Annotated in this window: 26 protein-coding genes; 11 read left to right on the top strand and 15 right to left on the bottom strand. The window is 68.9% G+C overall.

The genetic code is table 11. The features are described from left to right. The first annotated feature begins 27 nt into the window (after positions 1-27). Together QFZ53_RS02995 and QFZ53_RS02990 are read left to right on the top strand one after the other, a co-directional pair. Complete coding sequence (locus tag QFZ53_RS02995; RefSeq protein WP_307293344.1) at positions 28-1,164, top strand: hypothetical protein; 1,137 nt, start codon at positions 28-30, stop codon at positions 1,162-1,164. 37 nt (positions 1,165-1,201) lie between these two features. Continuing rightward, positions 1,202-1,510, top strand: coding sequence for a hypothetical protein (locus tag QFZ53_RS02990; protein WP_307293342.1), 309 nt, complete (start codon positions 1,202-1,204; stop codon positions 1,508-1,510). Between the two features lie 6 nt (positions 1,511-1,516). Here the strand turns inward: QFZ53_RS02990 and QFZ53_RS02985 are convergent, their stop codons facing one another. Beyond that, a complete protein-coding gene (locus tag QFZ53_RS02985) occupies positions 1,517-2,578 on the bottom strand; it encodes a LacI family DNA-binding transcriptional regulator (protein ID WP_307293340.1) in 1,062 nt (353 codons plus the stop codon). A gap of 60 nt (positions 2,579-2,638) precedes the next feature. On the opposite strand from QFZ53_RS02985, the gene QFZ53_RS02980 reads away from it, so the two are divergent. Then, on the top strand, positions 2,639-3,865 hold the full coding sequence (locus QFZ53_RS02980; protein ID WP_292906701.1) for an MFS transporter: 1,227 nt from the start codon (positions 2,639-2,641) through the stop codon (positions 3,863-3,865). Positions 3,866-3,871: 6 nt separating this feature from the next. Here QFZ53_RS02980 and QFZ53_RS02975 read toward each other — a convergent pair whose 3' ends face one another. Both QFZ53_RS02975 and QFZ53_RS02970 read right to left on the bottom strand, forming a co-directional pair. Continuing rightward, positions 3,872-4,450, bottom strand: a complete 579-nt coding sequence (locus QFZ53_RS02975; protein WP_373426314.1) for a response regulator — start codon at positions 4,448-4,450, stop codon at positions 3,872-3,874. A gap of 62 nt (positions 4,451-4,512) precedes the next feature. Further along, positions 4,513-5,706, bottom strand: a complete 1,194-nt coding sequence (locus QFZ53_RS02970; protein ID WP_307293334.1) for a sensor histidine kinase — start codon at positions 5,704-5,706, stop codon at positions 4,513-4,515. Between the two features lie 118 nt (positions 5,707-5,824). Between QFZ53_RS02970 and QFZ53_RS02965 the strand changes: the two genes are divergently transcribed. The 3 genes from QFZ53_RS02965 to QFZ53_RS02955 are packed head-to-tail and all read left to right on the top strand — an operon-like array spanning position 5,825 to position 8,076. Beyond that, positions 5,825-6,655, top strand: a complete 831-nt coding sequence (locus QFZ53_RS02965) for a GAP family protein (RefSeq protein WP_307293333.1) — start codon at positions 5,825-5,827, stop codon at positions 6,653-6,655. A 28-nt stretch (positions 6,656-6,683) separates the two neighbouring features. Further along, positions 6,684-7,379, top strand: coding sequence for an endonuclease NucS (nucS, locus tag QFZ53_RS02960; RefSeq protein WP_292906693.1), 696 nt, complete (start codon positions 6,684-6,686; stop codon positions 7,377-7,379). Positions 7,380-7,410: 31 nt separating this feature from the next. Then, positions 7,411-8,076 carry an HAD hydrolase-like protein gene (locus QFZ53_RS02955; protein ID WP_307293330.1) on the top strand — a complete coding sequence of 222 codons (666 nt, stop codon included), beginning with the start codon at positions 7,411-7,413 and terminating at the stop codon, positions 8,074-8,076. Positions 8,077-8,282: 206 nt separating this feature from the next. Here QFZ53_RS02955 and QFZ53_RS02950 read toward each other — a convergent pair whose 3' ends face one another. Then, on the bottom strand, positions 8,283-8,489 hold the full coding sequence (locus QFZ53_RS02950; protein ID WP_045257445.1) for a cold-shock protein: 207 nt from the start codon (positions 8,487-8,489) through the stop codon (positions 8,283-8,285). A gap of 511 nt (positions 8,490-9,000) precedes the next feature. Between QFZ53_RS02950 and QFZ53_RS02945 the strand changes: the two genes are divergently transcribed. Continuing rightward, positions 9,001-9,837 carry a shikimate 5-dehydrogenase gene (locus tag QFZ53_RS02945; protein WP_307293328.1) on the top strand — a complete coding sequence of 279 codons (837 nt, stop codon included), beginning with the start codon at positions 9,001-9,003 and terminating at the stop codon, positions 9,835-9,837. On the opposite strand, the gene QFZ53_RS02940 is transcribed toward QFZ53_RS02945, so the two are convergent. Both QFZ53_RS02940 and QFZ53_RS02935 read right to left on the bottom strand, forming a co-directional pair. Continuing rightward, positions 9,827-10,651: an aldo/keto reductase gene (locus QFZ53_RS02940; RefSeq protein ID WP_307293326.1), complete on the bottom strand. Its 825-nt coding sequence runs from the start codon at positions 10,649-10,651 to the stop codon at positions 9,827-9,829. The two genes, QFZ53_RS02945 and QFZ53_RS02940, sit on opposite strands and share 11 nt — an antisense overlap. 25 nt (positions 10,652-10,676) lie before the next feature. Further along, the gene (locus QFZ53_RS02935) at positions 10,677-11,864 is read right to left on the bottom strand and encodes an MFS transporter (protein ID WP_307293324.1); all 1,188 of its coding nucleotides are present in this window, start codon (positions 11,862-11,864) and stop codon (positions 10,677-10,679) included. 108 nt (positions 11,865-11,972) lie between these two features. Between QFZ53_RS02935 and QFZ53_RS02930 the strand changes: the two genes are divergently transcribed. The 3 genes from QFZ53_RS02930 to QFZ53_RS02920 are packed head-to-tail and all read left to right on the top strand — an operon-like array spanning position 11,973 to position 15,299. Next, positions 11,973-12,422, top strand: a complete 450-nt coding sequence (locus QFZ53_RS02930) for a MarR family winged helix-turn-helix transcriptional regulator (protein WP_292906681.1) — start codon at positions 11,973-11,975, stop codon at positions 12,420-12,422. A gap of 44 nt (positions 12,423-12,466) precedes the next feature. Further along, positions 12,467-14,293, top strand: a complete 1,827-nt coding sequence (locus QFZ53_RS02925; RefSeq protein WP_307293322.1) for a substrate-binding and vWA domain-containing protein — start codon at positions 12,467-12,469, stop codon at positions 14,291-14,293. 7 nt (positions 14,294-14,300) lie between these two features. Further along, positions 14,301-15,299 carry a hypothetical protein gene (locus QFZ53_RS02920; protein ID WP_307293320.1) on the top strand — a complete coding sequence of 333 codons (999 nt, stop codon included), beginning with the start codon at positions 14,301-14,303 and terminating at the stop codon, positions 15,297-15,299. A gap of 25 nt (positions 15,300-15,324) precedes the next feature. On the opposite strand, the gene QFZ53_RS02915 is transcribed toward QFZ53_RS02920, so the two are convergent. From QFZ53_RS02915 to QFZ53_RS02890, 6 genes are read right to left on the bottom strand one after another with little or no spacing between them, the layout of a single operon-like run. Beyond that, positions 15,325-15,885 (bottom strand): HutD family protein, encoded by a 561-nt coding sequence (locus QFZ53_RS02915; RefSeq protein ID WP_307293318.1) that lies wholly within the window; start codon positions 15,883-15,885, stop codon positions 15,325-15,327. Between the two features lie 7 nt (positions 15,886-15,892). Continuing rightward, positions 15,893-16,234, bottom strand: coding sequence for a P-II family nitrogen regulator (locus QFZ53_RS02910; RefSeq protein ID WP_292906673.1), 342 nt, complete (start codon positions 16,232-16,234; stop codon positions 15,893-15,895). A 28-nt stretch (positions 16,235-16,262) separates the two neighbouring features. Then, a complete protein-coding gene (locus tag QFZ53_RS02905; protein ID WP_307293315.1) occupies positions 16,263-17,534 on the bottom strand; it encodes an ammonium transporter in 1,272 nt (423 codons plus the stop codon). A 49-nt stretch (positions 17,535-17,583) separates the two neighbouring features. Continuing rightward, a complete protein-coding gene (locus QFZ53_RS02900; RefSeq protein WP_307293313.1) occupies positions 17,584-18,801 on the bottom strand; it encodes an allantoate amidohydrolase in 1,218 nt (405 codons plus the stop codon). Continuing rightward, entirely contained in the window at positions 18,798-19,988 is a 1,191-nt protein-coding gene (locus tag QFZ53_RS02895) for an FAD-dependent oxidoreductase (RefSeq protein ID WP_307293311.1), read from the bottom strand. Before QFZ53_RS02895 ends, QFZ53_RS02900 begins: the two co-directional genes overlap by 4 nt. Positions 19,989-19,991: 3 nt before the next feature. Then, the gene (locus QFZ53_RS02890) at positions 19,992-21,146 is read right to left on the bottom strand and encodes a tyramine oxidase subunit B (protein ID WP_307293308.1); all 1,155 of its coding nucleotides are present in this window, start codon (positions 21,144-21,146) and stop codon (positions 19,992-19,994) included. Between the two features lie 148 nt (positions 21,147-21,294). Here QFZ53_RS02890 and QFZ53_RS02885 point away from each other — a divergent pair, with 148 nt between their 5' ends. Continuing rightward, positions 21,295-22,191, top strand: coding sequence for a LysR family transcriptional regulator (locus tag QFZ53_RS02885; RefSeq protein ID WP_307293306.1), 897 nt, complete (start codon positions 21,295-21,297; stop codon positions 22,189-22,191). Between the two features lie 17 nt (positions 22,192-22,208). On the opposite strand, the gene QFZ53_RS02880 is transcribed toward QFZ53_RS02885, so the two are convergent. From QFZ53_RS02880 to QFZ53_RS02870, 3 genes are all read right to left on the bottom strand, one after another. Continuing rightward, positions 22,209-22,409, bottom strand: coding sequence for a hypothetical protein (locus QFZ53_RS02880; RefSeq protein ID WP_307293304.1), 201 nt, complete (start codon positions 22,407-22,409; stop codon positions 22,209-22,211). Between the two features lie 144 nt (positions 22,410-22,553). Further along, positions 22,554-23,777: a Dyp-type peroxidase gene (locus QFZ53_RS02875; protein WP_307293303.1), complete on the bottom strand. Its 1,224-nt coding sequence runs from the start codon at positions 23,775-23,777 to the stop codon at positions 22,554-22,556. Beyond that, a complete protein-coding gene (locus tag QFZ53_RS02870) occupies positions 23,777-24,157 on the bottom strand; it encodes a copper chaperone PCu(A)C (RefSeq protein ID WP_307293301.1) in 381 nt (126 codons plus the stop codon). The genes QFZ53_RS02875 and QFZ53_RS02870 overlap by 1 nt, the downstream gene beginning before the upstream one ends. Positions 24,158-24,300 lie beyond the last annotated feature (143 nt).

The raw sequence follows: 24,300 nt of genomic DNA, 5'->3' as shown, positions 1-24,300 counted from the left end.
GTGCGGGCCCCGTGCGAGAGTTGTCACATGCGACGGGTGTGGGCGCGGGAGCTGCTGGGGTGGTGCACCGCTCTCGGCATGTCGATCGCCGTCGCCGCGCAGGTGGCGGCATCCGCTCGTTCCGAGCTGTTGTTCCGCGACGGGGATTCACTGATCGTCGCGATGCTCACGCGCTCGATCCTGTCTGGCGAACCTCTCGACTGGGCGATGTCGAGCGTGCTCTTCCTTCCGGAGTCCGCCGTGTTCGCGGGTCTCTCTCTGCTCGCCTCCGACGATCTGAACACGCTGCTCGCGATCAACGCCATCGTGAACCTCCTCGCCGTGTACGGCGCCATCCGCCTGATCGCCGGGCCTCATCGAGCCGGCGCCTCGCCCGTCGGCTGGTCTCTGATCGCGCTATCGCTGTTCGGAGTCGTGGCGGTCACCGAGACCTCGGCGTCGCGCGACGCCCTCGAGCTCGCCTCCCTGCAGCTCACCACGACGTACTACTCCTCGACCGTCGTCGCCGTGATGATCGTGGTCGGTCTGCTGCGCCGCGCTGTCGACGGAGCGGGTCGCTGGCCATTCGTCGCGGTCGGGGCCGTCACGATCATCGCAACTCTGAGCAACCCGTTGTTCGCGGCATGGGCGACCGCGCCGCTGACGGTTCTCCTCGCCGTCGGTGCGATGCGCGGTCGATATCGGCGCTGGATGCCGGTCGCGATCGCCGTTCTCGTAGGCGGCACGCTCCTCGGCCTCCTCGCGCGTATTCCGTTCACGGCATGGATCGCGAACACCGGTGCCGGATACGCGCAGCCCGAGCTCTGGCGAGAATCGATCGGGTACTACGGCGGCCTGCTCGCCGAGCGCCTCTCGACGCCGCTCGGCATACTCGGCGCACTGGTCGTCGTCGTTCTGCTCGCTCTCTCGGTGCTGCGTACAGTGCGCGCTGCGACGGACGGCGAGCGCCTCGTGGCTTCAGCGGGGTGGATGCTGCCTCTCATCGTGGTGATCGGCGCCATCGCTCTCGGCACGCACGCGGCCCGCTACCTGCAGCCGGTTGTGTTCGCTCCTCTTTTCGCCCTGGTCGCCTCGCCGCGAACCGTGCGGATGCCCCGGCCTCTCGGTGCGATCGCCGCGGCCCTCATCATCGTCGCCGGGGCGCTGAGCGGTCCCTCGCCTTGAGGCTGCGGCGCATCGCCCCGACCCCGATCTCACATGCGTGACCGATTGGGTGACCGCGTCGGGCCGCACCGGCGCCGGCCAGTTCTGGACCGTGCGGCTCCCGAAGACGCACCTCGACGACCCCGCTCAGCTCGTGCAGGTCGACCATCGGCTGAACGGTTACGCGTGGCTGGTGAATCGCAGCGACCTCGATGCACAGGCGGTGTCGTTCCTCCTCCAGGACTCGCAGAGCGTGCAGTGGCAGCTGCCCGAGTCGGCGATTCCCGAGCAGGTCGTGTCGTGCGGTCGCTACACGATCCTCGACTTCGGATCCCGCACCCTCCCTGTGGGCCCCGCGCACTCCTGACCCCTGTCAGCGGGGCGCGGCGGTCGTCGCGCCGGCGCGGAATCGGCACGTGAAGTGCACGTTCACGCCCTGCTCTCCGCGGAGCATCCTCGCGACCTGCTCTCCCGCGGCGCGCCCCTTCTCGACGGCGGGCTGCACACTCGTGGTGAGCACAGGTCCGCCGAGCCCGTCGACGGCGATCCCGTCGAAGCCGGCGACCGAGAGGTCTTCGGGTACCCGGAGGCCCAGCTCCTCGGCGGCTCGGATCACACCGACAGCGAGCAGGTCGCTCTGCGCCAGGATCGCGGTGGGACGGTGCGCCGCATCCGCGAGGAGCATTCTTCCGACCAGCTGGCCCTCGTCGATCAGACTGCCCGCTGCCGAGATGGCCGGGGCATCGGGGAAGATCGACCGCATGCCCTCGAGGCGATCGATCGTGACGTCGACGGTCGCGCGGTCGACTCGCTCCTGCGTGACGACGCCGCGCTCGCGAGCGGCGTCGAGGTGCAGGGTGACGAGCGCGACATCCCGGTGCCCGAGGTCTCGCACGTGTCGGGCGACATCGGCTGCCGCTGCGACGTTGTCGAGGATGATCTGCGGGACCCCCTCCCCCGCATCCCCCTCGATGACGACGACGGGCAGACCCCGGCTGCGGACGATGTCGAGCGATGCTCGCGTGCGGCCAGAGCATCCGATCAGCACCACGGCGTCGACCGGGGCGTTCGCGAGCGCAGAGCCGTCACTCTCCCCCGGGTCGTCGCGAAGCAGCAGGATTCCGGCGCTGAGGTCGGCGAGGCCGTCGGTCAGGCCGTCCATCATCGCCGTGGTCACCGGGTCGAGGAAGGCCGCGCGCAGGTGCCCCTCGAGCACGACGGCGACGATCCCGCTGCGCCCGCGACGCAATGACGCGGCGCGCGGGTCGGGCCCGGTGTAACCGAGATCGGCGGCGGCGGCGAGCACCTTCTCGCGTGTCGTCGCCGACACCTTGGCTTTGCCGCTGAAGACGACGGAGGCCGTCGACGTCGCGACTCCGGCTGCTCGCGCGACGTCGGCGATCGTCGCGCGGCGCACCGACTCGTGACTGGTCATACTCCGAGGATAGCTCGCCCGGGTTTCAAACGATCGAATCGATTCGATAGGCTGTGCGGCATGGACACCGCCCTCACCCGCTCTCAGTTCGTCCGCTGGCGTGCCGCGATCTTCGCGATCTTCCTCGCGAGCGGCCTGTCGATCGCGACGTGGGCCTCGCGCGTGCCCGACATCAAGGTCTCGCTCGGCATCGACAACGCCCAGATGGGCCTGCTGCTGCTCGGCATGGGCATCGCGTCTATCATCGGCATCTCCACGAGTCCGGCCGTGATGGCGCGCACCGGAGCGCGGCTCGGGATGCTCGTGACGATGCTCATCTTCGGAGTCGGCGTGGCGCTGATCGGCCTGGGCACCAACGTGCTCGGATCGCTCCCCGTGGTGCTCGTCGGCCTCGTCCTCTTCGGTTTCGGCAACGGTTCGCTCGACGTCATGATGAACGTCGAGGCCACCGCGGTCGAGCAGCAGATGGGCAAGACGATCCTGCCGGTGTTCCACGCCTTCTTCAGCTTCGGCACCGTGATCGGCGCCGGTGCGGGCGCCCTGGCCGTGCAGCTCGGTGCGAACGTCTCGGCTCACGCGTTCGTCGTCGCGGCGGTGATCGCGGTGCTCGCGGTGGTCTGCTTCGCGAACGTGCCCAACCGCGAGGCCGCCCTCGATCCCTCTCCCGCCGAGAAGCCGCATTGGCGTGAGCGCATGCACGTCGCGCTCGAGGCGTGGCGCGAGCCGCGCACCTATGCGCTGGGCATCGTGATGCTGGGCATGTCGTTCGCCGAAGGCGGTGCGAACGACTGGCTCGCGCTCGGCGTCTCCGAAGATCACGGCGCCGGGCCCGCGGCGGGCGCTGCGGCCCTCGCCACGTTCTCGGTCGCGATGACCGTCGTCCGCCTGTTCGGCGGCCCGCTGGTCGACAGGTTCGGACGCGTGATCGTGCTGCGGATCCTCGCCATCACCGCCGCGGCCGGCATCCTGCTGTTCATCCTGGCGCCCAACACGCCGCTCGTCTTCGTCGCCGCCGCGCTCTGGGGTGTCGGCGCCTCGCTCGGCTTCCCCCTGGGCATGTCGGCAGCCGCCGACGACCCGGCCAAGGCCGCCGCCCGCGTGAGCGCGGCTGCGACCATCGGCTACATCGCCTTCCTTGGCGGCCCTCCTGTCCTCGGCTTCATCAGCGAGCACATCGGCCTGCTCAACACCCTCTACATCCTGGTCGTGCTCGCGGCGCTCTCGGGACTCTTCTCGGCCGCAGCCCGTCCTCTCCGCGAAGACCAGATGACCTCGGCGAACAAGTAGTCGGCGTCACCCGTCGATCCGGCGCACGAGCGCGGCCGCATGCGAACGGCTGCGGGCGCCGAGTTTGGCGAGCACATTCGAGACGTGCGTCTTCACGGTCGGCACGCTGATGCCCAGACGTTGCGCGAGCTGAGCGTTCGACCACCCGCAGACGATGCCGTCGAGAACCTCCTGCTCACGCGCGGTCAGCGCCGACAGGGGGGCCTCGGCGGTCGTCGACGGTTTCGCCGCGAGGGCTGCCGCGGCGAGCGCTCGCCTCGTGACGCGCGGGTCGAGTGCACCGTCGCCGGAGGCCACCGCCCGCACCGCGGCGACCAGGGATGCAGCATCGGCGGTCTTGAGCAGGAAGCCCGCCGCACCCGCGCCGATCGCGCCGAACACCAGCTCGTCCTCGTCGAAGCTCGTCAATACGAGCACGTCGCTCAGGCCACGCTCGACGATCTCGCGAGTCGCCGAGACGCCGTCGCGTCCCGGCATCCGCAGATCCATCAGCACGACGTCCGGGCGCAGAGCGGCCGCGTTCCGCACCGCGACTTCACCGTCGGCCGCCTCCCCCACCACGGCGACGCCGTGAGACTCCAGCATGATGCGCAGCCCCGCCCTGATCGCCGCGTGGTCGTCGGCGATGAGCACGGTCGGTCCACCGCTCACGACACGGCCGCCGGAAGTCGCGCATCGACCCGCCACCCGCCGGGCCGCGGGCCCGCCGAGAACCGTCCGCCGAGGGCGTCGACCCTCTCAGCGAGCATGCTGAGTCCCCAGCCTCCCCCGGCGTAGGACGTCGCGACGAGCTCGGCTCCTCCGCGGGAGTCGACCCGCACATGCACGCCGTCGCCGACGCCATCCACCCTCACCTCGACGTGCGACCCGCTGGCGTGCCGGACGCAGTTCGACAGCGCCTCGCGCACGATGCGCACCGCCGCCTGCTCGACGGCGGCCGGCATGGCGGCGAGCTGCGCCACCGTCACGTCCACCTGCAGCCCCGCCCGCCGCGCGTCCGCGGCCAGCGCCCCGATGTCGTCGATCCGCGGCGTCGGCGACAGCTGTCCGTCGCCGCGGCGCAGCACCACGATCATCGACCGCAGCGCGCTGTGCGCGTCGAGTCCGGCATCCCTGACGGCACGCAGCGCGGCCCTGTCGACTTTCTCGTCCGCCGGCACCGACAGCGCGGCCTCCGCGCGGATGGCCATCGCCAGCACGTGGCCGGCGACCACATCGTGCAGTTCTCTCGCCATCGACTCGCGCTCGCGCTGCACCGCTTCCTCGCGATCTCGCTCAGCGACAGCAGCCGCCTCCTCGGCACGCTGACGATGGAGTTCGGCAAGCTCGTGCGCCTGGGACACCGCGACCGCCCACCAGTAGTCGGTGCCGACGAGGGCGCCGAACTGGACGGCGACGAGAAGGGCGAGAGGAGCGGACCCCTCCGGTCTCATCACCGCGATGATGAAGATGATCGCGACGCCGACCGCAGCCGCGACGAGGACACGGCCGCGGACGGACGGGCGGGCGACGAACACCGCGGTCCAGAGCACGTCGAGGAGGACGACGAGCGGGCCGAGCCCCCCGGTCGTGAACAGGTCGACGCCGAATATCACCGTGGCGACGATCAACGACGCCCACGGCGCACGGTGCTTCGTCAGCACGAGGACGCACGCGGGCACGGCCGTCGCCAGCGTCCACCAGGGAGAGACGTCGGCGGGGAGCACGGAGAGAACGCTCCAGTTCCCGCTGAAGCCGAGGAGAGCGGAGACGACGCTGAGCCCGGCGATCAGCAGCGCGTCGATCGGAGAGCGATGCGCCAGGTACCAGCCGCGGATGCTGTCAGCAGTCGCCTCCTTCATCCCCTCATGCAATCACGACCTCCCCACGGCCGCATCCGACCAAGGGATGAGAAATCGGCCACGGCGACCGCGACCTTCGCCCGATCCGCCTCGGCGTCGCCCGCGTGACGCTGGGAGCATGGAACTCCTCGGCGGCCTGCCCCTCCCCCTCGCACTTGCCGTGCTGGCTCTCGTCGACGGCCTCAGCGTCGGCACGCTGCTCATCCCCGTCTTCCTCCTCCTCAGTCCCGGACGTGTGCGCACCGGGCGCATCCTGCTCTACCTCGGAACGATCGGCGCGTTCTACCTGCTCGTGGGTCTGCTGTTCCTCTGGGGTCTGGTCAACGTCGTCGACGTCGCCTCCGGGTTCCTCGCTTCGCCGGCCGGGGTCGTCACGCGTCTCGTGGTAGGGGTCGGGCTGATCATCGTCGCCTTCACGATGCCGACCGGGCCGCCCGCGTCGACGCACCGAGCCCCTGCGCGTGCGGCGGCGTCGGCATCCGTCACGACCGGCTCCAGCGATCACGAGGCGGCCACGCCCACCGAGTCCGATGCGGCGCCGTCGGGCCGCGTGACCCGCTGGCGGGATCGCCTGCTCGATCCTCGGACCCGTGGCGCAGCGGTGATGGCCGTCGCCATCACGGCCGGGCTGGTCGAGGTCGCCACGATGCTCCCCTACATCCTCGCGATGACGATGCTCGCCGACGCCGGCGTCAGCACGCCCTTCCGGGTCCTCTCCCTCGTCGCGTACTGCGCCCTCATGGTGGCCCCGGCTCTCGTCCTGCTCGCGCTGCGGGTGGTCGCCGCGCCGCTCGTGCAGCGGCCGCTCGAGCGGTTCGCCGCCTGGATGCAGCGCACCGGTGCGGAGAACACGGCCTGGCTCATCGGGATCATCGGGTTCCTGGTCGCACGTTCGGCGGCGGCCGAGCTCGGTGTCTTCGATGCGCTCGACGGGATGCTCGGCCGCTGACGGCTCCGCGACGAAGTAGGCTCGACGGGTGCGTCTCGTCATCGCCCGCTGCTCCGTGGACTACACCGGGCGGCTCAATGCCCACCTCCCTCTCGCCACGCGTCTGCTGGTGCACAAGGGCGATGGGAGTCTGCTCGTGCACTCCGACGGCGGCAGCTACAAGCCGCTGAACTGGATGAGCCCTCCCTGCACGCTCGCTCCCGAGGAGCCGGGCGAGGAAGAGGCGATCGCGGGGGTCGTCGAGGTGTGGCGAGTCACGCACAAGAAGACCGGCGACGCTCTGCGCGTGCAGATCTACGAGATCATCCACGATTCGAACCACGACCTCGGCATCGACCCCGGCCTGCAGAAGGACGGCGTCGAGGCCGACCTGCAGCGCCTTCTCGCAGAGCAGGTCGACCTGATCTCCGAGGGGGCGACGCTGGTGCGCCGCGAGTACCCGACGGCGATCGGTCCCGTCGACCTTCTGGTGCGCGATGCCGGCGGCGTGGCGATCGCCGTCGAGGTGAAGCGCCGCGGCGACATCGACGGCGTCGAGCAGCTCACCCGCTACCTCGAGCTGCTCGGCCGCGACCCGCACCTCTCCCCCGTGCAGGGCGTCTTCGCGGCGCAGGAGATCAAGCCCCAGGCCCGCGTGCTCGCCGAAGACCGCGGCATCCGCTGCCTGGTGCTCGACTACGACGACATGAAGGGCATCGAGTCGGGCATCCCCCGGCTGTTCTGAGCCGCGCAGTCGCAGCCCATAGGCTGGAAGCATGCCCTCCTCCCCCTATTCCTGCGTCCTCTGGGACGTCGACGGCACGATCATCGACGCGTCCGTCGGGATCCTCCGTCGGCTGAACGTCGCCCTCACGCATTTCGGGCACCCGGCGCCGACGAGGGACGACCTCGTGCACTGGATCGGTCCGCCGATGTTCGAGTCGTTCCAGGTGCAGGCGGGCATGACGCCTGAGCAGTCGTCCGAAGCCGTCGCCTTCTACCGCACGCTCGGCAAGGCCGACGGATACACGACCGACGTGAACACGTACCCCGGCGTGCCCGAGATCATCCGCGAGCTGCACGCCGCCGGCATCCCGCAGGCGACGGCGAGCTCGAAGCCGGAGAACCAGGTCGACGCGCTCGTCGACCACTTCGAGCTGCGCCCGTACTTCCTCGCCACGGTGGGTGCGACGCCCGACGAATCGACTCTCGCCTCGAAGGCCGACATCGTCGTCGAGGCTCTCAAGCGCCTGACGGAGGGGGGAGCCGACACCTCGCGCCCCGTGCTGATCGGAGATCGACACCACGACGTCGAAGGTGGCAACGTCAACGGCGTGCCCGTGATCTTCGTCGAATGGGGCTTCAGCGACGCGCACGAGGGCGATGACGCAGCGTTCCGCGCAGCATCCGCCGAGGAGCTGCGCGCCCTGCTGCTGAGCTGAATCCCGCGCCGGCGCCACTCCTCCGGGAGCGACGCGCCCCGGCACGCGTTCGGGAGGAGTTCCCGCGCTCAGGCTGAGGATTTCAGCCCGAAGCTCCTCCCGAGTGCGCGTTCTCCTCCGAGAGAGCCACCGGAAAGCACAGAACTCCCCGCCGGATGCCGCACATGATGTCGGCCCCGGTCGGGGAGTTCCGGTGGAATCCGCGCTTAGAGCGGGCGGATGTTCTCTGCCTGCAGGCCCTTGGGGCCCTGCGCGACCTCGAACTCGACTCGCTGGTTCTCTTCGAGAGACCGGTAGCCGGATGCTTCGATGGCGGAGTAGTGCGCGAAAACGTCAGCGCCGCCGTCGTCGGGGGAGATGAAGCCGAAGCCCTTCTCCGAGTTGAACCACTTGACCGTGCCCTGGGTGCTCATTTACTGCCTGTTCTGCTGGAAAAGAAGCCGACGCAGGATGCACCGACGAGCTCAAAGATAGTGGAGCACGGCGTGAGCGGAAGAGCAGGGGTCAGCCCGTAACAGAAATGTTGCACGAGGCGTCATGTCACGACACACAGAGGTCGCGGCTCGAGCCCGAAAAATTGTGTGGCCCTCACCGCGGGGGGAGCGATGAGGGCCGAAGACGACCGGAGGGTGCGTCAGGAATAAGCATATCCCCAACGCGACGTCCTTGTCCCCCATTTGGGGGACATTCTTCGAAAATCTTCAGGAGGGGGATAGCGACCCCCTCGAGCGGCCCATTGGGGACTGAACTGCTCGAGGGGGCCCAATCGCATACACGGATCGTCGCGCCTCTGGGGAAGGCTTCCCGTCCTCTGGGGAAGGACGGAGACGATCAATCCCCTGTGCATGCACCTACACCCTAGGCGACCCCGACCGTTCCCGTCAGCCCCCGGAATTCGGTTCCCGAGAGCGTTACCCTTGTGGCGTGACCATGCTGAACAAGGACATGACCCTGTGCATCTCGCTCTCGGCGCGTCCGAGCAACAACGGCACCCGATTCCACAACTTCCTCTACGAGGAGCTCGGCCTGAACTGGATCTACAAGGCCTTCGCGCCTACGGATCTCGGGCAGGCGATCGCAGGAGTCCGCGGTCTCGGCATCCGCGGATGCGCGATATCGATGCCCTACAAGGAGGACGTGATCGCGCTCGTCGACCGCATGGATCCCTCCGCCTCCGCGATCGATTCGGTCAACACGATCGTCAACGACGACGGCGTGCTCACGGCGTACAACACCGACTACTCGGCCATCGCGCAGCTGATCGCGCGGAACGGACTGGATGCCGCAGCCGCTGTGCTGCTGAAGGGTTCGGGCGGCATGGCCAAGGCCACCGCCGCCGCCTTCCGCGACGCGGGATTCACGAACGTGACGATCGCGGCGCGCAATGAGGCGAACGGGCGAGGTCTCGCCGATCTCTACGGCTTCGACTGGACCGCGGACGCCGGCGCCCGCACGGCGGACATCATCGTGAACATCACGCCCATCGGCATGGCCGGGGGAGCGGAGGAGCACGACCTGTCGTTCAGCGAGGAGCAGGTGTCGGCGGCATCCGTCGTGTTCGACGTCGTGGCGCTGCCCGCCGAGACCCCGCTGGTGCGGGCCGGCCGTGCCGCGGGGAAGACCGTCATCACCGGCGCGGAGGTCGCGACGCTGCAGGCGCTCGAGCAGTTCGTGCTGTACACCGGCATCCGCCCGAGCGCCGATCAGGTGCGCACGGCCGAGGAGTTCATGCGGGCGCAGCAGCCCGATCTCATCCGTTGAACTCCGCCGGGTGCGGGCCGGTGCGGCCATCGCGTTCGAGCCCGTCGATCGCCGCGAGCTCGTCCGCCGACAGGTCGAAGCCGAAGACGTCGAGGTTCTCGGCGATGCGCGCGGGCGTCACCGACTTCGGGATCACGATGCGCCTCTGCTGCAGGTGCCAGCGGAGCACGACCTGCGCAGGGGTCCTCCCGTGGAGCTCGGCGATCGAGAGCACGGCCGGGTCGCCGAGCACCGCCCCCTGGGCGAGCGGGCTCCACGCCTCGGTCACGATGCCGCGAGCGCTGTTCGCCTCGACGACCGCACGGTTCTGCAGCGCGGGGTGCAGCTCGACCTGGTTCACCGCGGGAACGATGCCCGACTCGGTCTCGAGACGCACGAGATGCTCGGGCTCGAAGTTCGAGACGCCGATCGCTCGCACGCGTCCGTCGGCGTAGAGCTTCTCGAGAGCGCGCCACGTCTCGGGATAGGTGCCCGCAGCGGGAATCGGCCAATGGATGAGGAACAGGTCGAGGTGGTCGAGACCCAGTCGCTCTAACGCGGCGTCGTACGCGCGCAGAGTGCTGTCGTAGCCGTGGTCGCTGATCCAGACCTTCGAGGTGACGAAGAGGTCGTCGCGGGCGATGCCCGACTCCGCCAGCGCTCGACCGACGCCCGCCTCGTTGCCGTAGATCGCGGCGGTGTCGATGCTCCGGTAGCCGGCCTCGAGCGCCACCGACACGGCCGCGGTCGTCTCGGCATCCGGCACCTGGAAGACTCCGAAACCGAGCTGGGGCATCTCGATGCCGTTGTTCAGGGTGCGGGTGGGGATGGTCATTCTCTTGCTTTCTGTGGGGGTACGGTCAGGCGGCGACGGTGCGGACGGTGCCGGTCGCAGAGTGCCGGGCGGGTCGCGCCGTGAGGGCGGCGACGGTCATCACGACCAGACCGGATGCCGTGATGGCGGCGCCGATCCAGATGGGCGAGGTGTAGCCGAGCCCTGCAGCGATGCCGACGCCGCCGGCCCACGCGCCCAGCGCGTTGCCGACGTTGAAGGCGCCGATGTTGGCGCCGGATGCGAGCGTGGGGGCTCCGCCTGCGTACTGCATGATGCGGCTCTGCAGGCCGGGAACCGTGCCGAAGCCGAACGCGCCGAGCAGCACGAGGATCGCGATGGTGGCGGGCTGCGACCAGGCGAGCAGTCCGAAGGTGATCAGGATCAGCAGCAGCAGACCGGTGAAGCCGAGCAGCGTGCGGTCGATCGAGCGATCGGCGAGGCGTCCGCCCACGGCGTTGCCGATCACGAGGCCGATCCCGAACAGCACGAGCAGCCACGGCACGGCGGAGGCCGCGAAGCCGGTGACCCCGGTGAGCGTGTACGCGATGTAGGTGAAGGCGCCGAACATGCCGCCGTACGCGAGCACGGTCACGGTGAGTGAGAGCCAGACCTGCCTGGAGCGGAAGGCGCGGAGCTCGTGCACCAGGCTCACCTTCTCACTCGTGGCGGGCGGTACGGTGACGAGCAGCGCGATGCCGGCGAAGGCGACCACTCCGATCGCGGAGATGGCCCAGAACGTCGCACGCCAGCCGAACTGCTGTCCGACGAACGTGCCGAATGGCACGCCGAACACGTTGGCGGCCGTGAGTCCCGTGAACATGATGGCGATCGCGCGGGCCTTCTTGGCCGGAGCGACGAGGTCTGCCGCGACGACCGAGCCGATGCCGAAGAACGCGCCGTGGCACAGCGCGGCGATGATGCGGCCGGCCATGGCCGCCGGGTAGTCGGCGGCCAGCGCGGTGAGCGCGTTGCCCGCGATGAACAGCACGACGAGTCCCAGCAGAACGGGTTTGCGTGGCAGTCGTGTGGTTGCCGCCGTGAGGCCGAGGGCGCCGACGACGACGCTGAGCGCATAGCCCGAGATGAGCCAGCCTGCGGTGGCTTCGGTGACGCCGAAATCGGCGGCGACCTCGGGCAGCAGGCCCATGATCACGAACTCTGTGAGTCCGATCCCGAAGGCGCCGATGGCGAGTGCGATGAGTCCGAGTGGCATGATGAGCTCTCTGCTAAAGTAGTTGCAGACGCGGGATTTTGCGTCGCGAGCATTAATCATTGCACACGCAATTATCCCGCGCAAGCAACTACTTTTGTGGAGGACATCATGGGCATCTCCGACGACGCCGTCGAGATCCGGGCACGCGGATGGCGCACCCTGGCGGCTCTGCACGGAATCATCGAGACCGAGCTCGAACGCGCACTCGGAGCATCCGTCGATCTCTCCGTCGTCGAATACACCGTGCTCGACGCGCTCAGCCGGCAGGACGGCTGGCACATGCGGATGCAGCAGCTGGCCCGCGCGGCGGCGCTGAGCCCGAGCGCCACCACACGACTCGTCACGCGTCTCGAGGATCGCGGGCTGCTCACCCGCATCCTGTGCGCCGACGACCGCCGCGGCATCTACACCGAGCTGACCCCGACCGGGCGCGAGCTGTACGAGAAGGCGCATCCCATCCACGACGAGACACTCGAACGCACGCTCGGCGAGGCGGTCGCGCAGCCCGAGCTCTCACCCGTCGTGCACGCGCTGCAGGGGACTTCGGCGCTCACCTGACGGGATCAGTGATCGGGAGACGATTATCTGGATACCCTAGGCCCATGAGCCCGCGACGCAGGATCCTCCGCAGAACGCCGGCCGCCATCGCGGCCACGGCCCTCATCGCTCTGGTCCTGTCGGCCTGCACGCCGGGCGACGACACGGGAACCGACACCGAAGGACAGGGTTTCCCCTCGGACGGCTGCACGCACATCACCATCGCGACGTCGTCGGAGAAGGTGAACATGCTCGACAAGCTCGCCGAGGCCTTCAAGGACTCGCCCGAGCACGACGGCCTGAAGACCTGCGCGACCGTGCGACCGATCAACGTCTCGTCCGGCAACGCCGCACGCTATCTCACCGCGGGCGACGACTGGCCCAGCGACGATCACGACCTGTGGCCGACGCTGTGGTCACCGGCCTCCACGGTGTGGACCGACCGCGTCGCCGCCGCCGCGTCGGCGAATCTCGTCGGGGAACCTGCGTCGTTCACCCGCACCCCGGTCGTGTTCGGCATGCCCGAACCGATGGCGAAGGCTCTCGGCTGGCCCGACAAGCCGATCAGCATCACCGACCTGTCGCAGCTGTGCCAGGACCCGGAGGGCTGGGGGAGTGTCGGGAAGGACATCTGGGGCGCGTTCAAGATCTCGAAGACGAACCCGAACACCTCGACGACGGGACTCTCGACGATCCTGATGCAGTCGTACGAAGCATCCGGCAAATCGGCGGATCTCACCTCGGCCGACGTCGACGCCGCAGCCGACTTCTCCCGCGTGTTCGAGGAGTGCGTGATCCACTACGGCGACACCACAGGCAACGTCCTGTCGACGCTCTACGACGAGACGCAGAACGGCTCGAACGGCTCTGCCTACGTCTCGGCGGTGGCTCTCGAGGAGACCTCGCTCCTCAACTACAACCAGGGCAACCCCGATTCGCACACGGTGCAGCCGGGTGAGACCCTGACCCCGCCCAAGACCAAGCTGGTGGCGGTGTACCCCGCGGGCGGCTCGATGTGGTCGGACAACCCCGTCACGGTGCTCGGCGCCCAGTGGGTCACCGCCGAGCAGCGCACTGCCGGAGAAGCCTTCGCCGCCTTCCTGCAGACGACCGACGCCCAGAAGATCCTGCCCGAGTACGGCTTCCGTCCACTCGACGAATCGGTGCCGCTCGGCAAGCTGTTCACGGCGAACTTCGGCGTCGATCCCGCGCAGCCGGCGGTGACGCTGCCCAAACCCGACGTCGACGTCATCTCGACAGCGATCGATCAGTGGACGCAGGTGCGCAAGCCCTCCTCCGTGCTCGAACTCATCGACATCTCCGGCTCGATGGACGACCCGATCGGCGACGGGCGGTCTCGCCTCGACGGAGCGATCCAGGGAGCGCAGACCACACTCGATCACTTCCGCTCCACCGACGAGGTGGGCGTCTGGGCGTTCACCACGGGGATCTCATCGGATGCCGGTGAAGGCATACAGATTCTGCGCGACGTCACCGCGCTCGGGTCGGACGGCGAGAAGCTCGACTCCTCACTTGAGGATCTGCACTACGCGCAACGCAACGGCACGCCGCTCTACGATGCGATCCTCACTGCCTACGAGGCCATGAGCGAACGCGCCGAGCCCGGCCGCATCAACGCGATCGTCGTGCTCTCCGACGGCGAGGACACCGACTCCGCCACCTCGCTCGACTCGCTGATCGCGAAGATCGGCAAGAGCACCAAAGAGGGCGGAAGCGACGCTCCTGTGCGTATATTCCCGATCGCGTATGGAGAGGGAGCCGACACCTCTGCTCTGCAGCGGATCGCGGATGCCACGGGCGGGCAGCTGTTCGACGCGTCGAACGCCGAGCGCATCGATCTCGTCTTCGCCTCCGTGATCAACAACTTCTGAGGCGCATATGCACCATTTCTCATCGACGGGGAACCCCTGGATCGACGACGCCATCGAAGGCATCCAGTCGACGAACGTGTACGTCGATCACGATGTCTCCGGATGGCAGAGCCTTCAGGAAGAGCTGTCGGGCAGCGTGCCCTCCGACATGGTCGTCGTCGTGCTCCCCGTGCAGGCCGGGCAAGATGCTCCGTACAGCACGTATGTCATCGAGAAGCTGACGGATGCCGCATCCCAGCCCACCGTGATCGTCGCCGTCGGCGATGACCTGATGGCGGAGTCGTCGGTCGTCGACGATGCGGTCTCGATCGCGAACCAGAACGAGGGCGCCGACCTGACCTCCTCACTCCTCGAGACCGTGCAGGAGATCTCAGCCGAGGTTCCGGCCGGCGGGAACCCGGGCAGCGGCTCCGGCGGCGCCGACCTCCTCATGCCAGTGATCATCGGCGGCGTCGTGCTGGTGGCGGCCGTAGGCACCGCCGTCGGTCTGGTCGCTCGCCGGCGACGCACGTCAGCGCCCTCCCTCGAGAGCGCCGACCCGGTGCCGCCCGGCATCCGTCTGCGGGTCGATCGACTGCGGGAGCTCGCCCCCTTCTACGCCGCCGTGGCGGGCAACGCGATCGCCGCCGAGACGGCGACGAACATCGAGGCGCTCGCCTCTCACGTCGAGCAGCTGTTCATCCGCCTGGATGCGAAGGCGGGTGAAGACCAGAGCGTCATCGCCGAGGCCGAGTACTCCGACAAGCTCGCCCGTCTGGTCGCCGCCCTCGACCGCGATTACCTGCTCGATCTGCTCACGCGGCCGGATCTGTGGGACGCGCCCGACGAGCGCATCGGCGAGGTCCGCGAAGCGCTGAGCGCCGTCACCACGCAGATCGTCGACAACATCAAGCAGGTGAACGCACGCAAGGGACTGCTCTTCCAGGTCTCGCTGGACTCCCTGATCGGCCGCAGCGAACTGCGCGACTGGGAGCGTCAGTTCAAGAAGAGCTCAGGGGAGCAGTAACGCACGATCTCGCGCCTCTCGAGCGTCAGAGCCGCGGTCGATCCCGCCGGCGCTCACGCACCCGCATGATCGCGATCGAGGCGTCGGGGGAGGACACCGCGATCGACCGCGCGTCCGGTCGGATCACGGCGCCCGGCGGCGCCACCTCGCCGCGCACCTCCACCCTTCCTGCGAGCACGACGATCGCGTCGGCGGTCTCGGCGATCGCACCCGAGACTCGGCGGATCGCCCATTGCATGCGTCCGCTCGACCGTCGAGCCATCAGGTTCACCACGGTCACCCGGCCCGAGCCGGTGTCTGCGAAGACCTGATCCTCTCCGCGGAACGTGATCGCCGAGTGCTGCGGCACGCGGCTCACGCGGCCGTTGATCTCGAGCGCGACGCCCGCAGGGCTGAGGGGGATCAACAGGCGATCGGCTCCGAGGAACGGCGAGAACGGCATCCGCCCCTCGATCTCCGCGAGACTGATGCGCCATCCCGGTCGCGCGGCGAGCACCCGCGTGACCCCGAGACCGTTCGCCCATGCCTGCGGGGCGACGTCCGTCGGGCGGACGATGAGGGACTTCACGCGGGTGCCGTGCGACATGACGTGCTCAGCGGATCGCGGTCGGGCCGGTCTCTCCCGTGCGAACCCGGATGACCTGCAGAACGTCTGTGACCCAGATCTTGCCGTCGCCGATCGCGCCCGTGCGCGCTGCCTCCTGGATCGCCTCGAGCGCCGACTCGAGCTCCTCATCGGTCACGATCGTCTCGATCTGGATCTTGGGGAGGAAGTCGACCTTCACCCGCTGCGAGCGGTACACCTCGACCTTTCCGACCTGGCTTCCGTGCCCCTTCGCGTCGAGGATCGTCATGCCGGTGACGCCGATCTCGGCGAGGGCGGTCTTGATCGGCTCGAGAGCGCCGGGCTGGACGACTGCGGTGATGAGCTTCATGATGATGTCCTTTCTCGGGGACCGGCGCTCAGGAGCGCACGTCGTCCAGGTCGTAGGCGGTCTCGGCGTGCAGCGTGGTGTCGAGTCCCATGATCTCGATGCCGTCGCCGACCCGCAGACCGATCGTCTTCGAGAGCACCCACGAGATCAGCGCGGTGACGACTGCGGTGTAGGCGAACACCGCGACGATCGCGATCGCCTGTGTGCCGAGCAGGCTCGCATCTCCGCCGAAGAAGATGCCCTGCGCCCCTGCCGGAGAAGCCGGGTCGGCGAGGAAGCCGATCGCGAGGGTGCCGAAGATGCCGGGGAACATGTGGATCGCGACGGCGTCGAGTGCATCGTCGTAGCCGAAGCGCTCCTTCAGGCCGAGCGTCGCGAACGCGACGACTCCCGAGAGCAGGCCGATGATGATCGCACCGATCGGAGACACGGAGTTCGCGGCCGGGGTGATTCCGACGAGGCCGCCGAGCACGCCGGAGATCGCACCGAGCGAGGTCGCCGCCTTCCGCACGATCCGCTCGACGACGAGCCAGCCGAGAAGACCGGCGCAGGCGGCGACGAGGGTGTTGGTGACCGCGACGCCCGCACTCTCGTTGATGCCACCCGACGAGCCGCCGTTGAAGCCGTACCACCCGACGAGGAGGAGCCCGCCGCCGACGATCGCGATCGGCAGGTTGCCCGGTCGTCCGACGTTCGGGAAGTGCCGGCGCTTGCCGAGGAAGATCGCGAGCACGAGGGCTGCGACACCCGCGTTCATGTGCACGGCGGTGCCGCCGGCGAAGTCGATCGCGTGCAGGCTGTTCGCGATCCAGCCGCCCGTGACCGAGCCGTCGGCGGAGTCGAAGGCGAAAACCCAGTGCGCGACGGGGAAGTACACGAGCGTCGCCCAGAGACCGGCGAAGACCAGCCAGCTGGAGAACTTCATCCGGCCTTCGACCGCCCCGCCGATGATGCCGACGGTGAGGCCCGCGAAGATCAGCTGGAAGACCGCGATGAGGATGCCGGGCACGGCTCCCTCTGGCGTCTCGGCGCCCAGCAGCGACTGGATGCCGAACAGCCCGGTCGGGTCTCCGATGAGTCCCACGCCGCCGACCGAGTCGCCGAGCGTGAGGCCGTAGCCGTACAGGACCCAGAGGACCGCGGTGACGGCGAAGCCGCCGAGCACGATCATCATGGTGTTCAGGATGTTCTTGGTGCGCGACAGGCCGCCGTAGTACAGCGCGAGACCGGGCAGCATGAGGGTGACGGCGACGGTTGCGGTGAGCATCCAGCCGGTGTTGACCTGCGAGGTGATGTCCATGTCGTTCTCCTTTCGATTGTGAGGGTGGGCCCCTGAGCCTGTCGAAGGGTCAGCGGGTGATCAGGGTTTCGAGCACGTCGGCCAGCGCGATCACGCCCACCGCGACGTCCTCGGGCCTGGCGGCCTCGGCAGGTGTGTGCGAGGCGCCGGTCGGATTGCGGACGAAGAGCATGCCGGTGGGGATGACTCCGGCGAGCACGCCCGCGTCGTGCCCGGCGCCCGTGTCGAGCACGGGGGCGTCGGGGAGCACCGCGTGCATCCGCTCGCGGAGTCCGTTGTCGAACGCGACGGTGGGGGAGAACGACTGCTCGGTCACCTTGACCGTGCAGCCCTCTGCGGCGGCCGACCGCTCGGTCGCGGCGGTCACCTCCTCGACGATGCGCCTGACCGCCGGCTCGTCGCGATGGCGGACGTCCATCCACAGGTCGACGGATGCCGCGATCACGTTGGTGCCGCCGGGGGTGACCTTGATGCGGCCGATCGTCCCGCGGGCGTCGTCGACCACGAGAGCGTGCGCACGGAGCGCGCGCACCGTCTCGGCGGCGACCACGACCGGGTCCTGTCGATCGGCCATCCGGGTGGCGCCGGCGTGATCTCCACGGCCGTCGATGCGCACGTGCCAGCGGCCGTGGGCGATGATCGCTCCCGCGAGTGCGACGGACTGCCCCAGGTCCTCGAGACCTCGGCCCTGCTCAACGTGCAGCTCGACGAAAGCGGAGATCGCTGCGAGGCGGGCGGCATCGGGGCCGATCAGTGCGGGGTCGAGACCGGCGCCCCTCGCCGCCTCGGCGAAGGTGACCCCCTTGTCGTCGCGCAGCTCTCGCACGCGTTGCGGGTCGACGAGCCCGGCGAGCAGCCGTGTGCCGAGGCAGGCGATGCCGAAGCGCGACCCTTCTTCCTCGGGGAACGCCGCGACGACGAGAGGTCGCACGGGCCGGATGCCGCGCTCTCGAAGGACGTCGACGGCGGCGAGCGCGCTGGCGATGCCGAGCGGTCCGTCGAGGTTGCCTCCGCCCGGGACGGAGTCGAGATGCGAGCCCGTGGCGATCGCGTCGACGCGACGCGCGTCGGGAGCATCCCACCACGCCCAGATCACGCCGTTGCCGTCGATCTCGACGTCGAGTCCGCGATGATCGGCCTGCGCGATGAACCAGGCTCTCAGTTCGAGCTCGGGAGCCGAGAACACGGGTCGGGTGTATCCGCCGCGCTCCGGATCGACGCCGATGTGCGCGATCTGGGCGAGGAGGGCGCTTGCGTCGCCGCTCATCGCAGTGCTCCCGCGAAGCGCTGCCCGACGGCGCGGAATCGCTCGGACGATCGTCCGGTTCCGGCGACGAGATCGTGCACGAGTTCGCCGAGCAGGGGAGCGAACTTGGCGCCCTGACCTGAGCACGGCGAGAGGATCGTGACCCCGGCGGCTCGATCGATGATCATGTCGTCGCGTGGCACGTTCGTGAACAGGCAGGTGGTCTCCGCGTAGGACTCGGCCTGCAGCCCCGGCGCGAACTCCTCGACGAATCCGGTCACACGTCCGCGGTTGTCCGGATCGACCGCGCCGTCCTGATCGCGGGCGGAGCGGATGACGCGGCCGCCGTTGTACTCGGCGATCTTCTGTCCGGCGAACTCCGCGTCTCGGCCTCCCGGCAGCCCGTAGGTCTGGATGTCCTCGCCCTTGTAGATGAAGGTCGGCCACGAGGTCTGAGATCCTCGGGCGGGCTCGCCCCGCTCGCTCTGATCCCGATACCTGTAGTGGAACGCGTTCTCCTGGCGCACCTCGAACTCGGGCAGCGCGTCGGCGAAGCCCGGCGGCAGGTCGAGCTCGCCCAGCAGCGCGGGCAGCCATCCGCCCGCGGCGACGATCACCTGCTCGGCGTGCACGGTGCGGCCGGTCGTCGACGTGACCAGGTAGCCGGTGAATCCGTGCCGCACGGATGCGACCTCCCACTCGGTGCGCACCTGGGCGCCGGCCGCGCGGGCCAGATCGAGCATCGCGGTCACCGACTCCTCGGCGTCGATGACGCCCGCGCCCGGGTGCCAGAGCACCTCGGTGTCGAAGCGCAGCCCGGGCCAGCGGGTCGCGGCATCCGCGCTCGAGAGCAGCTCGTGCTCAACTCCCACCGTCTCGAGGACCTCGGCGAGCCCGCGCGGATCGCGCACGGCGCCGAAATCCAGCGACCCGCTCGGCGTGATCAGCCGCCTGCCGCTCGCCGCTTCGAGCTCGTCCCACGAGCTCTTCGCCCGCACGACGAGTCCTGCGTAGAACGGGTCGAGATAGCCGTAGCGGAAGATGCGCGCCGAACCGTGCGAGCTGCCGAGGGCGGATGCCGGCACGTCGCGCTCGAGAACGATCACGTCGGCGCCGGACGCCGCGAGGCGCCAGGCGACCGAGGCTCCGCTGAGACCGGCGCCGATGACGGCGTAGGTGGCGGACTCCCGCCTGTCGATGTCGTGCACGGGTCAGACCAGGTCAGGCGCGTCCCAGAGCTTCAGCGTGGTGCCGATGCCCTTCGCGACCGCGTTCTCGTAGACGGTCTTGGCCCAGGCGACATCCTCGACGCCCATGCCTCCCACGCTGAACAGCACGGGCTGCTCGTCGAACTCGCGGCCGACCGCGGTGCCGTCGAACACGTCGCCGATGTTGACCACGCGCGACTCGTCGAGCTCGCCTGCGTCGATGAGGTCCTGCCAGTACAGGCCGATCATGCCGAAGGCGGTCTCGTGCGAGGGCGAGGGGTACTCCTCGGCCCATGCCTCGTAGATCTTCTTGGCGTCTGCGATGAGCCGGGCCTTGCCGGAGGTGGTGTACTCCTTGTCCATGCGCAGATTGGCCGGCAGGCTGAGGAACGCGCCCGGCTTGATCCAGTCGCCGTCGATGTACGGATAGTTCTCCGAGCCGACCAGACCCGTGACCGCTTCGGAGACGATGTCGGAATCGCGCACGGCCTCTTCGACCGTCTCCGCGATCTCGATCGTCGTGAACTGCGGATAGTGCGCCTTCACATAGGCGGCGAACGCCTCGGAAGTGGAACGACGGCGTCCGTTGATGCGGATCGTGTCGAGCGTGGGGCGCGCCGTGGTCATGGCGTGCAGCGCGCTCTTGTTCATGGCGCCTGGGCCAATGATGCCCAGGGACTTCGCGTTCACGGACGCCAGCTTCTTGGCCGCCGCTCCCGGCACGGCCGCCGTGCGATAGGCGCTCTCGAGATTGCCCGACATGATGGCGAAGGGCGCCCCCGTCTCCTTGTCGTTCAGCACGATCAGGTGGATCGAGCGCGGAAGACCCTTGTCGCGGTTGTCGACGTTCGAGCCGTACCACTTGACGCCGGCGACGTCGAAGCGGCCGCCGAGGTAGGCCGGCATGGCCATGAAGCGCCGGTCGGCTGCATCCAGAGGCATCGTCGGGAAAGGCGACGACGAGGGGAAGCCGATCTGGGCGCCGTGCGAGTTCGCCGAGCTCCCCGCCATCCGATAGTCGCCCTTGGCGACCAGCACGAGCACTTCCTCCATGACCTCCATGCACCGCTCCATGTCCTTCATGCCCGCAGCGATGACCTCGGGCTCACTGAGGTAGAGCATGTCGATGCGGGTGTCGGGGGTGGGGTCTGCGGCCATGTCGGGTCCTCCAAATCGGGTGCTTCACCACCAGATAAGCCGTCAGAACAACCCCAGGTCAAATACCTTTTCCACCTTCAATTGATAGCGTTTCGCTCGCAATGCGGCCGTAACGGATCGGTAATACACGGCGCGTATCGTGCCGGGAATGGAACTGCGTCAGCTGCGGTACTTCATGGCCGTCGCGGACGAGCTCCACTTCGGGCGCGCGGCGCAGAAGCTGCATATGTCACAGCCGCCGCTGAGCGTGCAGATCGGACGTCTCGAGCGAGAAGTGGGCACGCCGCTGTTCGTCCGCAGCACGCGCCGCGTCGCTCTCACCGCTGCGGGCATGCATCTGCAGGAGAGCGCGCGGCGGATCCTCGACGAGGTCGACGCGGTGCGGGCGGACATGCGCGACTACGTCGGCGGACTCTCCGGTCAGTTGACGGCCGGCTTCGTCAGCTCGGCCAACTACACCGTGCTGCCGGAGGTCGTCCGACTGTTCCGCGCCAGACGCCCGAAGGTGAGCCTCACACTCGTGCCGCTCACCTCGGGCGAGCAGTTCGACCGTCTCCGTGCGGGCACTCTCGACATCGGCATCGTCCGCGACGAGCTCCCTCGGACGGGAGTCGGCGCCGATTCGCTGTCGACAGCCGTGGTCTTCGAGGAGCGTCTCGTGGCGTGCCTGCCCGCCGGCCATGCGCTCGCGGGTCGCACCGAGGCCTCCCTCCAGGACGTCATCGCCGAACCGATGATCGCCTACCCCCGCGCGCTGATGCCCGGTTACGTCGATCGGGTGACCGAGCTCCTCGCTCAGGCGGGACGCATGCGCGTGGTCGAAGAGGTCGTGCACCAGGAGACGGCGCTGGGGTTCGTGGCGGCGGGTGTGGGGATCAGCATCCTGCCGGAGTCGGTCCGCCAGCTGGTGCCGCCGTCCATCGCCGTCGTACCCCTCGCCGGATCACCGACGACACGGCTCCTGGCCGCCTGGCGCACGCGGGACGACGAGAGCGCGGTCCGCGGGGCGTTCCTGGAGTGCCTGCGGGACGCAGCGTCCGCCTGACGGCTCTTTCCGAGGGTTCAGCGCTCGGCATCCACCTCGTCGTCCTGGAGGTCGAGATCGCCCTGCCCGTCCTCGCCGATCTCGGCGTCGAGCGGATCCTCGCCCTGCGTCTCGGGTTGGTCGGACTCCGGCGGGAACGTCCCCTCGCTGAAGTCGTCGGGCGCTTCCTCGGGCACGAGCGGCTCCTGGGGGCCCAGGAAGGCTTCGGGATTCATCATCATGCTCTCCTCTCCTGTTCAGGTGGAGACCAGCATCCGCGCGCGGCGCGCACGGGGCAGGCCCGTTGACAGGAAGGGGCCGCCGGAGTATCCCGTCGCCGCCTCGTCCCCTCCGCCGGTCGAGAAGGGACCAGGCGGACGACATCAGGCGAAGAGCGTGTCTCCGATGAACCCGCCCTCTTCGCATCCGGGCGGGACGGCGAAGACCGCGGAGCCGATCGGCGTCGTCCACTCGTTCAACAGGTCGAGTTCGGCGAGGCGCCACTGCATCGGCGTGAATTGCCGCGCGACGTCGGCCTGGAAGGACACGAAGATCAGGCCGGAGTCGGACAGTCCCGCGCCGATGGGTCGCTCCTCGTAGTTGTAGGCGCGCCGGAAGATCTTCTCGGCATCCTCCCCCCGCGCACGCCGGATGTGCGCGAACTGAGGGATCACCGGGAAGCCGATCGCCGTCTTCGCGTCGAAGTCCGGCTCGTCGAACTCCTCGCCGCCGGTGAGCGGCGCACCGTTCGAGAGTCGGCGCCCGACGGACGCCTCTCGACCGCTGCGATCCAGGCGATCCCATTTGTCGAGGTCCATCCGGATGCGTCGGATCACGACGCCGGTCCCGCCGGCGAGCCACCCGTCGCGCGACCACACGACGTCGTCGAACTCCTGGGTGCCGGGTCGCGGGTTGGCCGTGCCGTCGACTTGGCCGAACAGGTTGCGCATCGTCGTTCCCGGGCGCTCGGTGCCGTACGCACGGCGGAAGCCCGCCTGCGTCCAGCGCACGACGGCGAACGACCTCGAGTCCTTCAGCAGCATCCGCGCCGCGTGCGCGACGGTGAGGGGGTCGTCGGCCGCGATCTGGATGAGCAGGTCTCCGTCGGAGAACTCCGGCTGCAGCTCGTCGATCCCGAAGGTCGGCAGGGGAGCGAGCCAGGCCGGCGACTGCGCGCTCGCCCTCGCCACGAGCCGCGCGCCGAAACCGAAGGTGACGGTGAGACGTGCGGGGCTCGCGGCGAGCTCGGGTTCCGAGTCGGCGAGGGCGGGCCTGCCCTGGGTCAGCCTCGCCGCGTCATCGGTGAGGATCCGCAGCAGGCGGATGATCCCGTCACGGTCGACGGCGTCGAACAGGTCGAGCGCGATGAACATCCCGTGGGCTTGAGCCGAAGTGTCGACGCCCACCTGGTGCGCACCGAAGAACGGCACGCTCTCTTCGCCGTTCATCGGCTCGGACGGCGCAGCGGGCGCCGGTTTCTGATTCAGGGCGTAGTCGATGCCGACCGCAGCCGCCGCCCCCAGCCCGGCGACAGCCCCTCCGAGGAGGAACTGCCGCCGGGAGGAACCGGCGCGGTCGGATCGAGCGCCCTCGAGGGGCGCCGACATCACTGATCCGTGTCGTAGTTCTCGTTGGCGCCGGAGTAGTCCTTGACCGGTGCCGTGAAGTCGACCGTCGAGCCATCGGAGAACGTCAGCGTGAAGGCCACTTCGTCTCCGGCCTTCAGCGGCTTCGCCAGATCCATCAGCATGATGTGGTTCGCCCCCGGCTCCAGTGTGAGCGTGCCTCCGGCCGGAATGACGAAACCGCCCTCTCGCTCGCGCATCACCATCTCGCCGGCGTCGTTCTCGACGGTTTCGTGCAACTCGACCATGCTCGACGCTTCGGTCTGCGCCGAGACGACGGTCACGTCCTGTTCTCCGGAGTTGCGGAGCATCCCGAATCCAGCGGACATGCCCTCGTCCGCCGCCTTGACCCAGGCGGTCATCGATCGTGACGGTGTCGGCGGCGGCGACCTTCTCGGCTTCCGCCGCGGGCGAGGCCGATGCACAGCCGGTGAGTGCGAGCATGGCGGCCGCGATCACCGCGGCCACGTGCAGGGTCGATTTCTTTGCAGTGGTGTCCATGTTG

This window comes from Microbacterium natoriense (assembly GCF_030816295.1).
GTDB lineage: Bacteria > Actinomycetota > Actinomycetes > Actinomycetales > Microbacteriaceae > Microbacterium > Microbacterium natoriense_A.
Note: the sequence above shows the minus strand (reverse complement) of the source record. Positions and strands in the feature narration are given on the sequence as shown.